Annotated in this window: 14 protein-coding genes; 6 read left to right on the top strand and 8 right to left on the bottom strand. The window is 73.2% G+C overall.

All coding sequences use genetic code 11. From position 1 onward, the window contains the following. The first annotated feature begins 74 nt into the window (after window positions 1–74). The 5 genes from ACGFNF_RS05200 (at window position 75) to ACGFNF_RS05220 (ending at window position 6,220) form a co-directional block, all read left to right on the top strand. Window positions 75–1,307, top strand: coding sequence for an MFS transporter (locus tag ACGFNF_RS05200; protein ID WP_393165887.1), 1,233 nt, complete (start codon window positions 75–77; stop codon window positions 1,305–1,307). Between the two features lie 71 nt (window positions 1,308–1,378). After that, complete coding sequence (locus ACGFNF_RS05205; protein ID WP_357579152.1) at window positions 1,379–2,560, top strand: aminotransferase class I/II-fold pyridoxal phosphate-dependent enzyme; 1,182 nt, start codon at window positions 1,379–1,381, stop codon at window positions 2,558–2,560. Next, on the top strand, window positions 2,547–4,058 hold the full coding sequence (locus ACGFNF_RS05210; protein ID WP_357579151.1) for an aldehyde dehydrogenase family protein: 1,512 nt from the start codon (window positions 2,547–2,549) through the stop codon (window positions 4,056–4,058). Before ACGFNF_RS05205 ends, ACGFNF_RS05210 begins: the two co-directional genes overlap by 14 nt. A 14-nt stretch (window positions 4,059–4,072) precedes the next feature. Beyond that, window positions 4,073–4,975, top strand: a complete 903-nt coding sequence (locus ACGFNF_RS05215; protein ID WP_151454066.1) for a phytanoyl-CoA dioxygenase family protein — start codon at window positions 4,073–4,075, stop codon at window positions 4,973–4,975. Beyond that, window positions 4,976–6,220 (top strand): acyl-CoA dehydrogenase family protein, encoded by a 1,245-nt coding sequence (locus ACGFNF_RS05220; RefSeq protein WP_393165890.1) that lies wholly within the window; start codon window positions 4,976–4,978, stop codon window positions 6,218–6,220. It begins immediately after the preceding gene. A 71-nt stretch (window positions 6,221–6,291) separates the two neighbouring features. Here ACGFNF_RS05220 and ACGFNF_RS05225 read toward each other — a convergent pair whose 3' ends face one another. Continuing rightward, on the bottom strand, window positions 6,292–7,872 hold the full coding sequence (locus tag ACGFNF_RS05225; protein ID WP_393165892.1) for an amino acid adenylation domain-containing protein: 1,581 nt from the start codon (window positions 7,870–7,872) through the stop codon (window positions 6,292–6,294). A gap of 183 nt (window positions 7,873–8,055) precedes the next feature. Beyond that, window positions 8,056–9,420 (bottom strand): hypothetical protein, encoded by a 1,365-nt coding sequence (locus ACGFNF_RS05230; RefSeq protein WP_357579148.1) that lies wholly within the window; start codon window positions 9,418–9,420, stop codon window positions 8,056–8,058. A 150-nt stretch (window positions 9,421–9,570) separates the two neighbouring features. On the opposite strand from ACGFNF_RS05230, the gene ACGFNF_RS05235 reads away from it, so the two are divergent. Continuing rightward, window positions 9,571–10,065 carry a MaoC family dehydratase gene (locus ACGFNF_RS05235; protein ID WP_393165894.1) on the top strand — a complete coding sequence of 165 codons (495 nt, stop codon included), beginning with the start codon at window positions 9,571–9,573 and terminating at the stop codon, window positions 10,063–10,065. A 1-nt stretch (window position 10,066) separates the two neighbouring features. Here ACGFNF_RS05235 and ACGFNF_RS05240 read toward each other — a convergent pair whose 3' ends face one another. The 6 genes from ACGFNF_RS05240 to ACGFNF_RS05265 form a co-directional block, all read right to left on the bottom strand. After that, window positions 10,067–11,029 (bottom strand): ornithine cyclodeaminase family protein, encoded by a 963-nt coding sequence (locus ACGFNF_RS05240; protein ID WP_393165896.1) that lies wholly within the window; start codon window positions 11,027–11,029, stop codon window positions 10,067–10,069. Then, window positions 11,026–11,895 (bottom strand): HpcH/HpaI aldolase/citrate lyase family protein, encoded by an 870-nt coding sequence (locus ACGFNF_RS05245; RefSeq protein ID WP_393165898.1) that lies wholly within the window; start codon window positions 11,893–11,895, stop codon window positions 11,026–11,028. Before ACGFNF_RS05245 ends, ACGFNF_RS05240 begins: the two co-directional genes overlap by 4 nt. Then, window positions 11,892–13,145 (bottom strand): aminotransferase class I/II-fold pyridoxal phosphate-dependent enzyme, encoded by a 1,254-nt coding sequence (locus ACGFNF_RS05250; RefSeq protein ID WP_393165900.1) that lies wholly within the window; start codon window positions 13,143–13,145, stop codon window positions 11,892–11,894. Before ACGFNF_RS05250 ends, ACGFNF_RS05245 begins: the two co-directional genes overlap by 4 nt. Further along, a complete protein-coding gene (locus ACGFNF_RS05255) occupies window positions 13,145–13,951 on the bottom strand; it encodes a cupin-like domain-containing protein (protein WP_357579163.1) in 807 nt (268 codons plus the stop codon). The genes ACGFNF_RS05250 and ACGFNF_RS05255 overlap by 1 nt, the downstream gene beginning before the upstream one ends. A gap of 101 nt (window positions 13,952–14,052) precedes the next feature. After that, a complete protein-coding gene (gene dmpG, locus ACGFNF_RS05260) occupies window positions 14,053–15,063 on the bottom strand; it encodes a 4-hydroxy-2-oxovalerate aldolase (RefSeq protein WP_393165902.1) in 1,011 nt (336 codons plus the stop codon). Next, complete coding sequence (locus tag ACGFNF_RS05265; protein ID WP_357579143.1) at window positions 15,060–15,989, bottom strand: acetaldehyde dehydrogenase (acetylating); 930 nt, start codon at window positions 15,987–15,989, stop codon at window positions 15,060–15,062. Before ACGFNF_RS05265 ends, dmpG begins: the two co-directional genes overlap by 4 nt. Window positions 15,990–16,701: the final 712 nt, after the last annotated feature.

Below are 16,701 nucleotides of genomic sequence, written 5' to 3' on the forward strand. Positions count from 1 at the left end.
GATGGGCACGCTTGTGACGCCGCCGGCGCGCCAGCACGCAGCCCGTCCGACCGGCCGACCGGAGGTGATGCCAGGTGCGCGACGACCTCCGGATCCTGGCCGACCGGTCGTACCGGATGCTGTTCCTGGCCCGCACGCTGTCGCTGCTGGGCAGCGCCGTGATCCCGGTGGCGCTCGCCTTCGCCGTCCTCGACGCGCCGGGCGGCTCCGCCACCGACCTCGGCCTCGTGCTCGCCGCCCGGTCGCTGGCGCAGGTCGCGTTGCTGCTGTTCGGCGGTGTCCTCGCCGACCGGATGAACCGCTTCCGCCTGATGGTGGGCTCCGACCTGCTGGCCTTCGCCGCGCAGGCGACCCTGACCGTGGTGTTCGTCAGCGGCCGGCCCTCGCTGCCGGTCGTTATCGCCCTGTCCGCCGTCAACGGCGCCGCCGCCGCGCTCTTCCTGCCGGCCTCCCGCGGCGTCGTGCCGCAGGTGGTGGCCCAGGAGCAGCTCCAGTCGGCCAACGCGCTGCTGCGGCTGTCGCGCAACAGCACCACCATCGGCGGCGCGGCCCTGGCCGGGGTGCTCGTGGCCGCCCTCGGCGCCGGCTGGGCGCTGGCGGTCCCCGCCGTCACCTTCCTCGGCTCCGCGCTGCTGCTGGCCGGTGTCCGGGTGTCGCACCCCGCCCGGGCCGCCGCCAGCACCATCCTCGCCGACCTGCGGGAGGGCTGGCGGGAGTTCAGCTCCCGGTCCTGGGTCTGGCTGGTGGTCGTGCAGTTCGCGTTCGTCAACGGCTGCTTCTCGGCGATCTACGTGCTCGGCCCGCTGACCGCGAAGGAGCAGCTGGGCGGCGTCACCGCCTGGTCGGTGATCGTCACCGCGCAGGCCGTGGGCCTGGTCGGCGGCAGCCTGGTGGCGATGCGGATCCGCCCCCGCCGGCCGATGCGGGTGGCGGTGCTGGCGACCTTCGGTTTCCTCCCGCCGTTCGCGCTGATCGCGGCCGGCGCGCCGGTCTGGCTGATCGCGGCCTCGATGCTCGTCAACGGCGTCTGCGTCGACATCTTCGAGGTCCTGTGGGACACCGCCCTGCAGAACCACGTGCCCAACGAGGCGCTGTCGCGGATCAGCTCGTACGACGCCATGGGCTCGTTCGTGCTCGGCCCGCTCTGCCTGGCCGTCGTCGGCCCGGTCGCCGAGCGGATCGGCGTCGCCCAGACGCTGCTCATCGCAGGCGGGGTGCTCGGTCTGGTGACCGTCGCGACCTTCTCCGCGCGGTCGGTGCGTCAGCTGCCCGCAAAAGTCCCCGCCGCACAACCCGCCACGGTGTGAATCCGGCGACCTCGCCGGCCACGGATCAGGGTGGAGATCGGAGCAGGATGGAGCACCGGATAAGTCGGCAGATGACCGACGCGACCGACGCGTACGGGCGGCGCTTGGGGGCCTACCTCGAGCAGTCCTCCTACTCGCGGCGGCGCGGCGGCCCGGGCGTGATCGACCTCGCCTTCGGCGATCCGCACGAGTTTCCCGCGCCGGCCCTGGTCGAGGTCCTGCAACGGCACCTGAGCCCGCAGCACACCGACTGGTTCGCCTACACCCGGGACCACCCGCCGGCCCAGGAGTCGGTGGCGGCCACCCTCAGCCGGGAACTCGCCCTGCCGTTCACCGCCGACGACGTCGCCCTGACCAACGGGGCGTTCGCGGGGCTGACCATCTGCCTGCGCAGCGTCTGCGACCCGGGCGACGAGGTGGTCTACCTCGACCCCGCCTGGTTCTACTACGAGCCGATCATCGCCTCGGTCGGCGCGGTCCCCCGGCCGGTGGCGTTGACCCCCGGTTCCTGGCGACTCGACGCGGAACTCGTCGCGGCGGCGATCACGCCCCGGACCAGCGCCGTCATCGTCAACAGCCCGAACAACCCGACCGGCGCGGTCTACACCGACGAGGAGTTCGCCGCGCTCGCCGAGGTGCTGCGGGAGGCGTCCGCCCGCAACGGCCGGCCGATCTACCTGCTGTCCGACGAGGCGTACCGGCGCATCGTGTTCGACGGCCGGTCGTGTCCCAGCCCGGCGACGCACTACCCGTTCACGTTCCTGGTGCACACGTACACCAAGACGCTCCTGCTGCCCGGCGAGCGCGTCGGCTACGTGGCGATCCCGCCGACCATGCCCGACCCGGCGGTGCTCCGCCGGGCCCTGACCGTGGCCCGCCTCACCACCGGCTGGGCGTTCCCCAACAACTCGCTGCTGTTCGCCCTGCCCGAGCTGGAACAGCACGCGCTACAGGTCAAGCCGATCGAGCAGCGCCGCGACCTGCTGGTCGACGCCCTGCGCGAGGCCGGGTACGAGGTCCAGCCGAGCGAGGGAACGTTCTACCTGCTGGCCCGGGTGCCGGACGCGGACGACTGGGCACACGCGGCCCTGCTCGAGGAGCGCGGCCTCCTGGTGCTGCCGGCCTCGGTGATGGGCGCGCCGGGCTACCTGCGGCTCTCCCTCACCGTCACCGACGACATGCTGGAGGAGACCATCGGCCGGCTGCGGTCGGCGCGGCCCTCGACCCGGGAGCACGCCAGTGTCCAGCGGTGACCTCCGCGAGGCCGACGCGGCCGTGACGCTCACCGCGGCGCCGGACGCGCCAGCCCCGGGCCGCCGGAACGCGACGGTGTCCACAGAGGAGGACCGGCCCGACGTCGAGGCCACCATGGCCCGCGCCCGCCGGGCCCAGGCGGAGGTCGAGTTCTGGCCGCAGGAGCGCGTCGACGACCTGGTCGCGGCCCTCGGCTGGGCGGCCTACCAGGAGGACACCGCCCGGTCGCTGGCCGACCTCGCCTACCGGGAGACCGGCCTCGGCGACCCGGAGCACCTGTTCACGCTCTACCAGCGCCGGGTCCTCGGCACGCTGCGTGACCTGCACGGCGTCGTCACCAGCGGGATCATCGAGGAGCTGCCGGAGCGTGGCCTGCGCAAGCTGGCCAAGCCCATCGGGGTCATCGCGGTGGCCAGCCCCGCCACCGCGCCCTGCTCCGGGGTGGTCGGCAACGCCCTGCCGATGCTGAAGACCCGCAACGCGGTGGTCATCACCCCCAACCCCCGGGCCCGGCACTCCGCGGCCCGCACCGTCGAGCTGCTGCGTCAGGCCCTGGAGACGGTCGGCGCCCCGCCGGACCTCGTCCAGTGCCTGCCGGTCACCGACCGGCAGACCACCGAGGCCCTGATGGCCGCCGCCGACCTGGTGATCGCCGCCGGCGGGCCCGGCACGGTACGCCGGGCGTACCGCAGCGGCACCCCGGCGATCAGCGCGGGCGTCGGCAACCCGGCGGTGATCGTGGACGACTCGGCCGACGTGGCCGCCGCGGCGGAGCTGATCGTGCTGGGCGGCAGCTTCAACAACGGCACCTCCTGCTCGTCGGAGAGCAACGTGCTGGTGGACGCCGGGATCGCGGCCGCCTTCCTCGACCAGTTGGCCCGGCAGGGCGCCCACCTGTGCGACGCGGCCGAGACGGCACGGCTGCGTACGCTGCTCTGGCCGGACGGGCGGGGGCTCAACCGCGACGCGGTCGGTCGACCCGCCGCGGCGCTCGCCGCCGCCGCCGGGATCGACCTGGCCGAGCCGACCAAGACCACCGCCCTGGTGGCCCAGCTGCCTCCCCTGGCGCCCGGCGGTGTCCCGGCGCTCGACGACCCGATGCTCGGCGAGAAGCTGGCGCCGGTCTTCACCGTGTCGACGTTCAGCGCCTTCGACGACGCGCTGGCCGCGGTGGAGACGCTGCTGGGCCGGATCGGGCAGGGCCACAGCTGCGGCATCCACACCGACCGGCCCGACCGGGTGGTCAGGCTGGCCGAGCGGGCCCGCGCCGGACGGGTGATGGTCAACCAGTCGACCGCCGTGGGCAACAGCGGCAGCTTCGACAACGGGATGCCGTTCACCCAGGTCATCGCCAGCGGCAGCTGGGGCGGTTGCTCCCGGTCGGAGAACGTGACCTGGCGCGACTTCCTCAACTACACCTACGTCTCACATCCCCTGCCGGTCAGCCTGCCGGACGAGGAGACCCTCTTCGGCGCCCACTGGCGACGCCTTCCCTGACGGAGACCCCGCACATGGACATCAGCCCTCCCGAGGCGCCACCGCGCGACCTGACCCAGGCCGAGATCGACGCGTTCCACACCGACGGCGTGGTCCGGCTCTCCGGCATGATCGACGACAAGTGGCTCGGCCGGATCGCCGAGGGCGTCGAGTACCTGCTCGCCAACCCGACAGTGCTGGCGCAGGCGACCGCGTTGCTGGGTGGCGGCGGGTTCGCCGGGGACGCCTTCATGTGGAAGACCCACGACGGCTTCCGCGACTTCATGTTCTTCTCCCCCGCGGCGCGCATCGCCCAGCAGCTGTTCGGCTCCACCGCGATCACCGCCTTCTACGACCAGATCTTCGCCAAGCCGGCCGGATCGGGTGCCCCGACGCCGTTCCACGAGGACGTCAGCTCCTGGCCGATCGCGGGCGAGCAGGTGTGCGCGATGTGGATCCCCCTCGACCCGTGCACCCCCGACACCGCCGCGCTGCAGGTGGTGCGTGGTTCGCACCGCTGGGGCCGGCGCTACGTGCCGATCACCCCGGGGGCCACCCACCTCGGCCGGCGCGAGGAACTCGAGGCGGTGCCGGACGTGTCCGACCACGAGATCCTGAGTTGGGACCTCACGCCCGGCGACATCGTGCTGTTCCACCCGGCCGCGTTGCACGGCGCCACCGGCACCGGCCCCGAGCGGCAGCGTCGGGCGTTCGTCTCCCGGTGGGTGGGCGACGGCGTCACCTTCCAGCCGCAGCACGCCGTCCTGCCGCTGCTGTGGGAACACGGCCTGCGGCCCGGTGACCCCATCGGGGGTCCGCTGTTCCCGAGGGTGCTGCCGACGCCGGTGCCGACGGAGACCGGCGCCCGCTTCGACGGCCCGCAGCAACCCCACGCCGAGCGGGCGGAGGAGTTCCTCACCATCCTGAGGATGCTGTAGGTGTTCGGAGAACTCACCGCCACGACCGCCGCCGGCCGGGAGCTGGTCTCCCTCGCCGAGGGCCACGTCGGCACCCTCGCCGAACGGGCCGGCCGGCACGACCGGGACAACACGTTCGTCGCCGACAACTTCGCCGACCTGCGCGACAGCGGGGTGCTCGCCGCGTGCGCCCCGACCCGGCACGGCGGGCTGGGGGTCCGCTCCCTGCACGACGTGCTGGTGGCCGTCTCCCGGCTGGCCCGGGGCTGCGGGTCGACGGCCATCTGCGCGAACATGCACATGGCCTCGGTGTGGGGGCAGGTCCGTCGATGGGAGCGGGCCGAGGCGGACGGCGACCGGGTCCGGGCGGCGCAGCTCGACGCGATCCTGGAGGCGTTGGGCGGCTCCGACCTGATCATGGCCGGGGCCTCCACCGAACCGGGCGCGACGTGGAACGGCGCGCTCACCGCGGCCGTCCGTAAGGGCGACGAGTACGTCGTCACCGGGCGCAAGACGTTCGTCACCAACTCGGCGGTCGCGGACTCGTTCAACGTCGCGGTCCGGGTCGCCGGTCCCGACGGCGGGTGGCGGCACGCCGAGGCCGTCGTCCTGGCCGGCACGCCCGGGCTGACCGTGCTCGGCGACTGGGACGCGCTGGGCATGCGGGGCTCCGGCAGCCACGGGCTCCTGCTGGAGGACTGCGTCGTGCCCGCCGACCGGGTCACCGTCGGGGAGCCGTTCGGCCCGCCGACGCCGGAGGACCTGGCGCGCTCCTGCACGATCAACTTCCCCCTGCTGGGCGCCTCACTGGGGATCGCCGAGGCGGCCTTCCAGATCGCCGTGGAACACGCCACCAGGGTGCCCCGGCAGCCCGGACGGGCGGCGCCGGCACACCACCCGTCCGTACAGCGGGAGATCGCCACCATGGAACTCGACCTGGCGGCCACCCGGGGGGTGCTGGAGCGCTCCGGACGCCTGGTGGACGCCCTGTTCGCCGCCGACGACCCGGCGCAGCGGTCCGAGGCCGCCGTCCGCGACGTCGTACGGGGGTGGCAGACCGCGAAGCTGCTGGCGAACCGTACGGCGGTGGGCACGGTCGACCGGGCCATGACGATCTGCGGCGGGGCGTCCTTCAGCAGCCGGCACCCCCTGTCCCGGCTGTACCGCGACGCCCGCGCGGGCGGCTTCATGCAGCCGTTCGGATCGCTGGACGCCTACCCGTACATCGGGCGGGTCGCGCTCGGACTCGACCCGCACGCCGACTGAGGCCGGCGGACGCCGGCCGCCGCCGCGCGCCACGGACCCGTCCTGCCGCCCCCGGGGGGCCGGGTCGGGAGCTACCGTCGCGCGGCGGGCCTGCCGGGTGCCGGCAACGCGCGCACGTCCAGCTTCCCGCTCGGCGTCCGGGGCAGCTCGTCGAGGCACACCACGGCGCCGGGCAGCAGGTAGTCGGGCAGCGTCTCGCGGAGCTGGTCGCGCAGCTCGCGGGCGGTCGGTCCGGGCGGCTCGCTCGGCACGACGTACGCGACGAGGCGCGGGACGGCCCCTGCCCCGGTGACCGGCACCACCGCCGCCCGGCGCACCCCGGCGCACCGGCGTACCGCCTGCTCCACCTCGCCCAGCTCGACGCGGTGGCCCCGGATCTTGACCTGGCCGTCGCGGCGGCCGTGGAACTCGACCAGCCCGTCGGGGTGGCGGGTCACCAGGTCGCCCGTGCGGTAGCACCGGCCCTCGGGATGGTCGGTCGGGAACATCTCGCCGGTCGTCGCGGGGTCGTCGCGGTAGCCGCGGGCGAGCCCCGCGCCGAAGATCAGCAGCTCCCCCTCGACGCCCGCCGCGACCGGACGCAGGTCGGCGTCGACGACGGCGACCCGCGCGTTGTCGATCGGGCGGCCGATCGGCACGGTGGCGGTGCCCGGGCGCGCCGCCGGGTCGGCCGGCACCTCGAAGGTGAGCGCGCCGACGGTGGTCTCGGTCGGGCCGTAGTGGTTGACCATCCGCACGCCCGACAGCTCGCGGACCTGGTCCACCAGCTCCCACCGGCACACCTCGCCACCGACGACGAGCAGGCGGCGGGGCAGGGCCCGCTCCGCCGCCTCGTCGAGCAGCGCCGCCAGGTGCGAGGGGGTGATCTTCAGGACGTCGACGCGGTGCTCGTCCTGGTAGTCGGCGAAGTCGTCCGGGTCCGTCGCGGTCTCGGTGGGCACCAGGTGCAGCGTGTCTCCCCCGGTGAGCGCCGGGAAGACCGCGGTGTGCCCGAGGTCCGTCGCGAGGCTGGTCACCGACGCGAAGCGCAGCCGCTCGCCGTCGGCCCGTTCCGGGTCGACCAGCCGGGCGACGAAGGCCGCGTAGTTGGCCAGGGCCGCGTGCGGGATCTCGACGACCTTGGGTACGCCGGTGGAGCCGGACGTGAACACGGTGTAGGCGAGCTGGTCCCCCGCGACCGGCGGCGGACCGCCCAGCGCCCCGGCGCGCTGCGCCGCCGCCCCCGCGCCGATCCAGCCGGCCAGGTCGACGGCGAGCACCACCTGCCCGGACACCGGCGGGTCGTCGCGATCCGTCACCACGACGGCGGCCCCGCAGCCGCGCAGCTGGCTCTCGACGCGGGCCCGGGGCTGGTTGACGTCCACACAGGCGTAGCCGGCCCCGGCGTGCAGCGCGGCCAGGCACGCCACCAGCTGGGCGGCGCCCCGGTCGGCCAGGACGGCCACCGGGACGGCTGGCGCATCGTGGCGCCGCAACACGTCGGCGAGACCCGCGACGGCGTGGCGCAGCTCGGCGTAGCTCAGTGTCGCGTCCGCGCCGACGACGGCCGTACGGTGGCCGTGCCGTTGCGCGGCCGCCCAGATCAGCGCGGGCACCGCCCGGTCGGGGTGCCATCCGGTCGGCGGTCCGGGCACCTCGGGATCGGCGGGCATGGCAGGTCCCTTCGGTTCGACGGCGGCGGGCCGACAGGTCGCCGGTCGACCGTGGGGTCGCGCGGCACGGGCTTGCGGTGGCAGCGATCGTGACACGGGGGCCGCACCGCGACAACACCTCATTCGTGCCGCGGACCCCCTATCGTCGGGGCCGCTCGGCGGACGACGACGGGTCCGGTGTGGTCAGACGGCCACCATGCAGTTGTCGGAGCCGCTGTCGCGCCCCCGGGCGCTGACGATCCCGGCGGAGCCGTCGCCGTAGTAGCGGCAGAACAGGCCCGCCGCGCGGCCGCCGAACAGCAGCGGCCCGATCACCGGGGCGACTTCGACGTCGTGGGGCTCGTCGGCGCCGTCGGCGAGGAGCGCGACCCGGCACGTGCGTGGCGCCACGAAGTCCTGCACCACGCTGGTGCCGTCGGCGGCGGCCTCGGCGACGGCGGACTCCCACGTCGCCTGGTCGACCTCGCCGCCGATGACCACCTGCTTGCCGCTCTCCCCCAGGCCCGCCTTGAGCACCAGCAGGTCCCGGTTCGCCACGACGAAGGGGAGCAGCTCGACCTCGCGACCCGCGCGGCTGGTGCGGCGGTCCGCGAGGATCCGCGTCCACGGCACGTACCTGTCGACGAGGCTCCGGTCGGCCGCGCTCATCCACGGCCGGCCCTCCGAGAGCAGGCCCATGGTCAGCTTGCTGTGCATGAAGGTCGACGTCTGGGTGCCCACGAGCAGGCAGCCGTTGTCGAGCGCGTCCTGCACGTAGCTGGTGTCGAGACCGGCGTCGAGCCAGTCCGGGATGGTGAAGTTGCGCAGCCCGATCGGGTAGCGCAGGTGGGGCGGGCAGTCCCACGCCTCCGGCAGCTCCTCGGGCTCGAAGAAGCGGGCGGTGAGGCCGTGGTTGTTGAGGTAGTCGGCCTCCAGCTGGAAGTAGCGGCTCTGCACGCCGTAGACCCGGGCGCTGCCGACGATGGCCACCCTGGGCGCCAGCCCCAGCTCGGCGCAGAGCGAGCGGTACATCTCGGCGCGCACGGCGAACGGGTCCGGGGAGCTGAACGGGGTCCTGCCCTCCGCGTCGCCGTGCAGCCTGCGCCACACCTCGAGGCGGCTGCGCGTCTCCACCACGCCGCCGAGCGCGCCGCTGACGTTGAACTCCAGGAACTGGGGCCCGTCCGGCCCGATGACGACGTCCGGCCGCACGACGCAGTCCGGGTAGCGCTCCTCGACGAACGGGTCCCGCACGAACAGCTGGTCCTCGCTCTGCGGCATGCGGTAGGCCGCCAGCCGGCCCTGCGTGGTGGGGGCCGTCTCGAGGGCGGTGCGGCGGAGCAGGTCGACCAGCGCGGCGGCCGCCCGGAAGATCTCGGCGTAGGACGCGCGCGGGATGGCGATCGGTGCCGCCGGCAGCAGCCGCTGGTAGGGCCAGCCCGTGTCCCGCAGCTCGTGGCGGAGCATCCCGCGGATCGTCTCCGCCGGCGCGGCCGGCGCCACGCGGTGGGTGCCGAACCACGGATGCCCGGCCGGCCCCGCACTGCCGACATGCTCGCGCACGGTCATCTGACGCTCCCCGGAATCGCACGTCGGGCCGGCGCCGGTGCGTGCTCGCCGCGGGGCCGGTGTCTCCGAAACGATGATCGACATAGACTAACATTCACGTCCGACGGGGACCGCGTCGGTTCGTCCACCTCCGACACGGGAGAACCGCCGATGACCTTGCGTCATGTCCAGGGCAACGAGTACCGCGAAGAGCACGGCGGGGACTACGAGGACTTCGAGCCCGGCATGGTGATCCGGCACTGGCCGGGCCGCACCATCTCCGAGACCGACAACACCTGGCTGACCCTGCTCACCATGAACCAGCACCCGCTGCACTTCGACGAGCACTACGGCGCGGGCAGCGAGTACGGGCGGGTGCTCGTCAACAGCGGGATCACCCTGTGCCTGATCGGCGGCATGACCGTGCAGGCCCTGTCGGCGCGGGCGGTGGCGAACCTCGGCTGGGACAAGGTCCGCCTGCGCGAGCCGGTGTTCGTCGGCGACACGTTGTACGCCACCAGCCGCATCCTCGACAAGCGCCTGAGCCGGTCCCGGCCCGGCCAGGGCATCGTCACGGTGGAGACGACGGGCACGAAGTCCACCGGCGAGACGGTCATCGTCTTCGAGCGTTCCTTCATGGTCCGCTGCCGGGAGAGCGCCTCCTGACCTACGCCACGGACGCCGCCCCCTCGTGCAGCGCCACGGCGGCGGCGGTGTCCTCGATGGCCATCCCGACCGTACGCAGGACGGACGTCCGCCCGCCGACGCGCACCCCGCCGGTGACCAGCGTGCCCAGCTCGTGCAGGTCGTCCACGCCGATCAGGCCGGCGGCCAGGGCGGCGCGCACCTCACCGGCGCCGTCCAGCGCGGCGGTGCGGTCCTCGACGACCGCCACGGCGTCGGCCAGCAGGGCGGGGTCGAGTTCGATCGCGTCCGGGTGGGTGCCGCCGATGACGTTGACGTGCGCCCCGGGCGCCACCCAGTCCGCCTCCACCAGCGGCGTGTTGTCGCTGGTGGAGGTCGCCGTGCAGATGATCGCCGCGTCCGCGACGGCGGCCTTGGCGCTGTCGCAGACGCTCGCGTGCACCGGGTGGGGCACGGCGTCGCGCACCCAGTCGGCGAACTGCTCCGCGCGGTCCCGGGTCCGCGAGAACACCCGTACGCTGCGGATCCGGCGCACCGCCGCCATCGCGCGCACCAGCGACCGCGCCTGCACCCCCGCCCCGATGACCGCGAGGTCCTCGGCGTCCTCGGCGGCGCACCAGCGGGTCGCCAGGGCGGCGACCGCACCGGTGCGCACGGCGGTCAGCTCCGCGCCGTCGAGCAGGGCCGTGATCTGCCCGGTGGTCAGGTCCGTCAGCGCGACGACCCCGTGGATCAGCGGCAGGCCGCGCCCGGGGTTGTCGGGGGTGAGCGTGGTGATCTTGACGCTGCCCACCCCGCGCCGCTCCCAGACCGCGGGGCTGACCAGCAGGACCCGCTGGGGGCCGTGCTCGATGACGGTGCGCGCCGGGGAGTCGGTCCGGCCGGCGGCCAGGTCCGCGAACATCTCGCCCAGCGCGTCGATCACCCGCACGAGCTGGGTCGTGCCCGCCATCTGTGCGGCGCCGACCGTCACCGGCCCGGTCATCCGGCAGCTCCGTCGGTGCCGAACCGGGCGGCCCAGGCGTCCTCGCGCGACACGGTGGCGCGGGCCATCCGGGCGAACGGCGGGCCGACCATGTTCCCGTCCAGCACGGCGATCCCGCCGTTGGCCGCCCGTACGGCGTCGGCCACCCTGCGCGCCAGGCGCAGGTCGTCGGCCTGGGGGCGCAGCACCCGGTTGATCTCGTCGAGCTCACCCGGGTGCACCGTCGCCTTGCCGTGGAAGCCGAGCGCCCGCACCCGGGCGGTCTCCTGCGCCAGCACGGCCGGCTCGGCGAGCCGGAAGTTGGCGGTGTCGATGCAGGCGGTGCCGTGCCGGGCGCAGGCCAGCGCCATCGCCTGCCGGGCGGCGAGCATGGCCTCCCAGGTGATCTCGACCCCGAGCGTGGCGGCCAGATCGGCCGAGCCGAGGACCAGCCCGTCACTCGCCCCGGCGATCGCGTCGATCTCCGTGACCGCCTCCACGGTCTCCACCGTCACGTAGATCTCCGGGTGCGCGTCCGCGCTGGCCAGGATCTGCCGCAGCAGGGCCACCTCGGCCGCCGACGTCACCATCGTCATCATGACGATGCCGGGCCGCACCGAAGAATCCGTGAGGGCCACCAGGTCCTGCACCGCCGCGACGCTGCCCAGCTGGTTGATGCGCACCGCGACGTTCTCCGGCCGGGGCGCCTTCTCCAGGGCGGCCCGGCACACGGTGCGCGCGGCCGGCTTCTCGGCCGCCGGTACGGAGTCCTCCAGGTCGATCAGGTGCACGTCCGCGTCGTAGGACCAGGCCTTCACGACCCGGTCCAGCGACAGCGCCGGGGTGTAGAGGATGCTGCGCGGGATCGCCCGCGCGGCGCCGGTCATCGGGTCACCGGCTCGGGTCGTTCGGCTGCCGGGCGGGCGCCCGCCTCGACGAGCACGGAGCACAGCCTGGTGATCTGCTCCTCGGTCTGGCCCGCGCGCAGCATGACCCGCAGGCCGGCGGTGCCGCGGGCGACGATCGGGAAGAACACCGGCGAGGTGTAGAACCCGGCCGCGAAGACCCGCTGGGCCGCCTCGACGACGGTCTCGTCGCTCATCGGCACCACCCGGATCGGGTACGTGCTGCCCGACTGCTCGGTCGCCAGCAGCGAGTCGAACAGCGCGATGTTGGCCCGCAGCCGCCCCTGCAGCCGGGTGAGCTCCTCGGTGCGGTGGATCTCCGCCGAGGCGAGCGCGGCGCCCACGGCGGCCGCGTTCATCTTCTGCGAGTAGCCCAGGGGCCCCGCGAAGCGTTCGACGATCCGCCGCGTCTCCTTGGGGAAGCCGTCGAGCAGGATCGCCGTGCCGCCCGCCCCGAAGCCCTTGCTCAGGGTCGCGACGGTGATGGTGCGGTCGTCGCGCACCGGGCAGTGCGAGCGGACGTAGCCGATGCCGCGCTCGCCGTACGCCGACAGCGAGTGCGAGTCGTCGTAGAAGACCATCATGTTGTACTTGTCCTGCAGCACGGCCAGTTCCTCGACCGGCGCGTAGCCGCCGAGGCTGTCCGAGCCGTCCACGACGTAGCAGACGCGTTCGTAGGTGCGGCACATGTCCTCGAGGTAGTCGAGGTCGTGGTGGCGGCAGGTGACGACCTCGGTCTCGTCGGCGCAGTTCGGCTTGGCGTTGGCCATCGAGACGTGCGCGTTCTTGTCGAAGACCATCAGCGGCCGGGTGCCGTTGCCGAGGTGCCCCGACGCGATCAGCGGCAGCAGGCCGGTGCTGGCCGCCGCCGTGGAGATCGCGCTGATCACCATGGCGTCGAACAGCTCGCCCAGCGACTCCTCCAGCTCCAGCAGCACCGACGTCTGGACGCGGGTGCGCGGGATGCAGTGGTCCAGCACGCCGAAGCGGCGCAGCGCGGCGACGGCCCCGTCGATCACCTTGGGGTGGGTGTCGAGGTCCAGGTAGGAGCAGACGGTGAAGTTGACGAACTCGTGGCCGTCGGCCATCCGGAACACGCCGTCGGAGAGGTCACCGACGATGCCGGCGACGCCGTGCTCCTCGGACATGTTCCAGAAGGTGTTCCCCACACCGATGAGCTTGTCGTTGTTGCGGTAGCGGTGGGTGGGAGTGATGGACTTGCGCTCGCTCATCAGGAGTTCACCTCGGTGGGCTTGTAGCTGTAGACACCCTTGACCCTCCGGTAGGCGTACGTGTACAGCGCGACGCCGAGCGCGTGCGGCCTGCGGAGGATCTTCTTCGACTTCAGCCAGAAATTGACGTTGATGTTCATCTCGTCCAGCGACTCGGCCTGGTGCCACCAGCCGAGCGGCAGGTAGAGCATGTGGCCCGGTTCGAGGACGAAGTCACGGCGCTGGGCCAGCTTGGGCGCCACCCTCGGGAAGCGCGCCAGGTCGACGTTGTCCAGGTCGAAGACCTGGGACTTGTCCCCGAAGCCGCGCAGCACCGAACGCGGATAGTACTCGCGGGAACCGGGCGGGGCGATGATGAACCGCTTGCGGCCCTCCAGCGCGATGTTGAAGTTCTCGAACTCGTCGAAGTGGTTCTTGGTGAACACGCCGCGGTGGCTGATCCACAGGTTCGCCGCGTAGAGCGTGTCGCCGTAGCCGAAGAACTTGTCCGCGTCGAAGCCGATGACGGCGTTGACGTCGGCCGGGCTGTTGCGGATGTTCGACACCACCCGGTGCCACGTGCCCGGGGTCGTCAGGTGCCGCTCGTCGGCGAAGAAGTCGCGCAGCTTGATGTCGCGGGTCTCCCAGCGCCCCGGGTGGTTCTTGTCGCCCGGCTCGGTGAACAGGGTGACGGTCATCTCGGCCAGCCGGCTCGCCACGCCGTCGCGGCCGAGCCCCTGCACGTCGGGCGGCAGCGCGATCACCACGGGCACGTCGGCCTTGAACAGGCCGCCGGGGCCGACGGCCATGAACTCGTCGAAGGTCATGCGGGCCACGGGGACACCCGCCGACCCGTTCGCGTTGGACACTGCGTCCGGAACTCCCATGTCGCCTTTCCTCACTGCTGAGGGCCGCGGTGCGCGGCCGGTCACGCGTTGGCCCTGCGGGCGCTCAACTCCGCCACCACGTCCACGATCAGGTCCTCCTGGCCGGCGATGGCCTGTCGCCTGCCGAGCTCGAAGAACACGTCGCGCGCGTCGACGCCGGCGCGGCCGGACAGCTCGACCACCCGGTGCTTGAACCCGGAGAACACCCCGGCCAGGCCGCTCACGATGGACATCGAGGCGGTGACCGGAGGTGCGGGCATGAGCTCGCGTTCCGCGAGGTCGGCGGCGTCGAGGAGCGCGTACAGGTCGATGCCGGTCGCGAAGCCGCTGCGCTCCAGCACGGGGACGAGCACCTCGAGCTGCGTGTTGCCCGCCCCGGCGCCGAAGCCCCGCGCGCAACCGTCGATGATCAGGGCGCCGGCCTGCGCCGCGGCCACCGAGTTGGCGACGGCCATGCCGAGGTTGTCGTGGCCGTGGAAGATCACCGGCGTGTCGACCGCCGCGACGATCGCACCGATCCGCGCGGTGACGTCGGCGGGCAGGAAGTGACCCGCCGAGTCCATGATCCCGACCGCCTGCGCGCCGTACGCGACGGCCTGCGCGGCGTGCTCGGCCAGCTCGGCGGGGGACGCCATGTGGCTCATCATCAGCACGCAGTGCGCCTCGGCGCCGGCCTCGCGAAGGACGTCGAGGTGGCGCTCGGCCAGCGACGTCTCGGTGGCGTGCACGCCGATGCGGACGACGTCGGCGCCGTGGCCGATCGCGCGCCGCAGGTCGTCGGAGGTGCCCCAGCCCGGCAGCATGAACACGCCCATCCGGCTGTGCCGCAGCGCCTCCCGGACCGTCGACAGCATCTCGTCGTCGCTGACCGCGGCCTGACCGACCTGCAGTGACGACGCGCCGAGGCCGTTGCCGTGGCCGACCTCGACCACCGGGATCCGCGCCGCGTCCGCCGCTTCCGCGTACCGGCGCAGGGCGACGGCCCCGAGCTGGTGGCGGACCGCGTGCTGGCCGTCGCGCAGCGTCGGGTCGTGGATCACGACGTTCCTCATCGGGCCGCCTCCGTCCGGGCGCTCCGGCCCAGCCGGGCCGCGTGCTGCTCGGCGACCAGGATGGCGGCCGAGTTGATGATGTCGAGGTTGCCCGCGTACCGGGGCAGCACGTCGCTGTGGGCGGTGACCTGGAGGGCGACCGTCACCCGGTCGTCGACCACGGTGCAGGCGGTCACCGCGTAGCCTGGGGCGAACGAGCGCACCTGCTCGGCCACCGGGTCGACCGCCGCGCGCACCGCGGCGACGTCGGCGCCGGGGATCCGCGCGTGCACGGCCGTCCGGAACGTCGCCGGCGGCACCGCCGGGCTGATGTTGAGGATGGCCTTGACGTCGCGTACGCCGGAGAACGTCGTGACGGCGTGCCGGGTCGTCGCCACGTACTCGTCGAGGTTCAGCCGGGTGCCGCGGCCCGCGACGTCGCTGGCTACCGTCGAGACGACCTCGAGGTAGCTCACCGGGAAGCGGGCGGCGAGCGCGTGCGCGACCGGGATGGACGCCTGACCGCCGCAGCTGATCAGGTTGATGTTGCGCCCGGTCGTCGCCTCCACCCCGGTCACGGTCGGCACCACCATCCGGCCCACCCGGCTGGGCGTCATGTCGACCACCAGCGGGCCGAGCGGCTCCAGCAGCGACCAGTGGCGCAGGTGCGACGCCGCGTTGGTGGCGTCGAACACGACGTCGAACGCGTCCCCCGCCGCCAGCACGGCGTCGATCCCGGCGGCGCTGACGGGGTAGCCGAACCGCTCGGCGTGCCGCAGGCCCGCCGAGTCCGGATTGCGCCCGGCCACCAGGCGGCAGTCAAGCAGGGCGGATCGGTGGATCTTGCTGATCAGGTCCTGGCCGATCGCCCCGGTGCCGATGACGGCGACGGTGGCCGGTTCGACGACGCGGACCTCGGCGTCGGTCACGTCCGCGGTGAGACTCAAGGCGTGCCTCCAGGGCGCCGGAGCCGGCCGGTCCACGACCGCCGGGCGAGGGATGGGATGCGGGTGCCCGGACGGCCCGCGCGACGCCCACGGCGGCGCGGCCGCCCTCGGGGCGTCGCGGTCGGTGGACAGTCGGGATACGGGTGCGCCGGGCGGATGTCGGAACACGTCGTGACCGGGAGTCGTTCGGCGGAATCCGTTCGGCCGGAATTGCCGAGTCGAACAACAATCGGACATATACCTTGATCTCAGAAGTCTCGACGTATTAACCGAAGAAGCCCCCGTTTACCTGCACGACAACCAATGCGGCCGTTGCGCTCAGTCAGCCGCAGCGTTCCGTCGGCATCGAAGCTATCAGATGGCCACGCCGAGTGGACCCGGCTGTTACGTCACTCTCGCGACAGTCCAGGCTGGAGTGTGAACCGTCACAGAGCCCGCGAACGGGCGACGTGCGGTGGCAGCCACCCGACCGCTCGCGGCGCTGCGGAGGGCCTCCGGGCAGGTCGTACGCCCGAGCTGCCCGCGCGGTCGCCCGGCGGGTCACCGAACCGTCGCGCGGTGCCGACGGCACTTCGCCCTCGACGCCGCCACGACCATTTGCGACTATCCTCGTCAGCTCCACCGTGCCGGCATTTTCGGACGGTCCGGCCGAATTGTCGACGGTGGTGTATCGGCAGATCGAAAAGGGGGAGGGAATGGCACGTCCGCCCAC

It is taken from the genome of Micromonospora sp. NPDC048868, assembly GCF_043198195.1.
Classification (GTDB): Bacteria; Actinomycetota; Actinomycetes; order Mycobacteriales; family Micromonosporaceae; genus Micromonospora; species Micromonospora reichwaldensis.

Bases quoted from the DNA above. Each gene is read 5' to 3' on its own strand.
- ACGFNF_RS05205 (WP_357579152.1), top strand. From the start codon at position 1,379: ATGACCGACGCGACCGACGCGTACGGGCGGCGCTTGGGGGCCTACCTC.
- ACGFNF_RS05215 (WP_151454066.1), top strand. From the start codon at position 4,073: ATGGACATCAGCCCTCCCGAGGCGCCACCGCGCGACCTGACCCAGGCC.
- ACGFNF_RS05225 (WP_393165892.1), bottom strand. From the start codon at position 7,872: ATGCCCGCCGATCCCGAGGTGCCCGGACCGCCGACCGGATGGCACCCC.
- ACGFNF_RS05230 (WP_357579148.1), bottom strand. From the start codon at position 9,420: ATGACCGTGCGCGAGCATGTCGGCAGTGCGGGGCCGGCCGGGCATCCG.
- ACGFNF_RS05235 (WP_393165894.1), top strand. From the start codon at position 9,571: ATGACCTTGCGTCATGTCCAGGGCAACGAGTACCGCGAAGAGCACGGC.
- ACGFNF_RS05240 (WP_393165896.1), bottom strand. From the start codon at position 11,029: ATGACCGGGCCGGTGACGGTCGGCGCCGCACAGATGGCGGGCACGACC.
- ACGFNF_RS05245 (WP_393165898.1), bottom strand. From the start codon at position 11,895: ATGACCGGCGCCGCGCGGGCGATCCCGCGCAGCATCCTCTACACCCCG.
- ACGFNF_RS05250 (WP_393165900.1), bottom strand. From the start codon at position 13,145: ATGAGCGAGCGCAAGTCCATCACTCCCACCCACCGCTACCGCAACAAC.
- ACGFNF_RS05255 (WP_357579163.1), bottom strand. From the start codon at position 13,951: ATGACCTTCGACGAGTTCATGGCCGTCGGCCCCGGCGGCCTGTTCAAG.
- dmpG (WP_393165902.1), bottom strand. From the start codon at position 15,063: ATGAGGAACGTCGTGATCCACGACCCGACGCTGCGCGACGGCCAGCAC.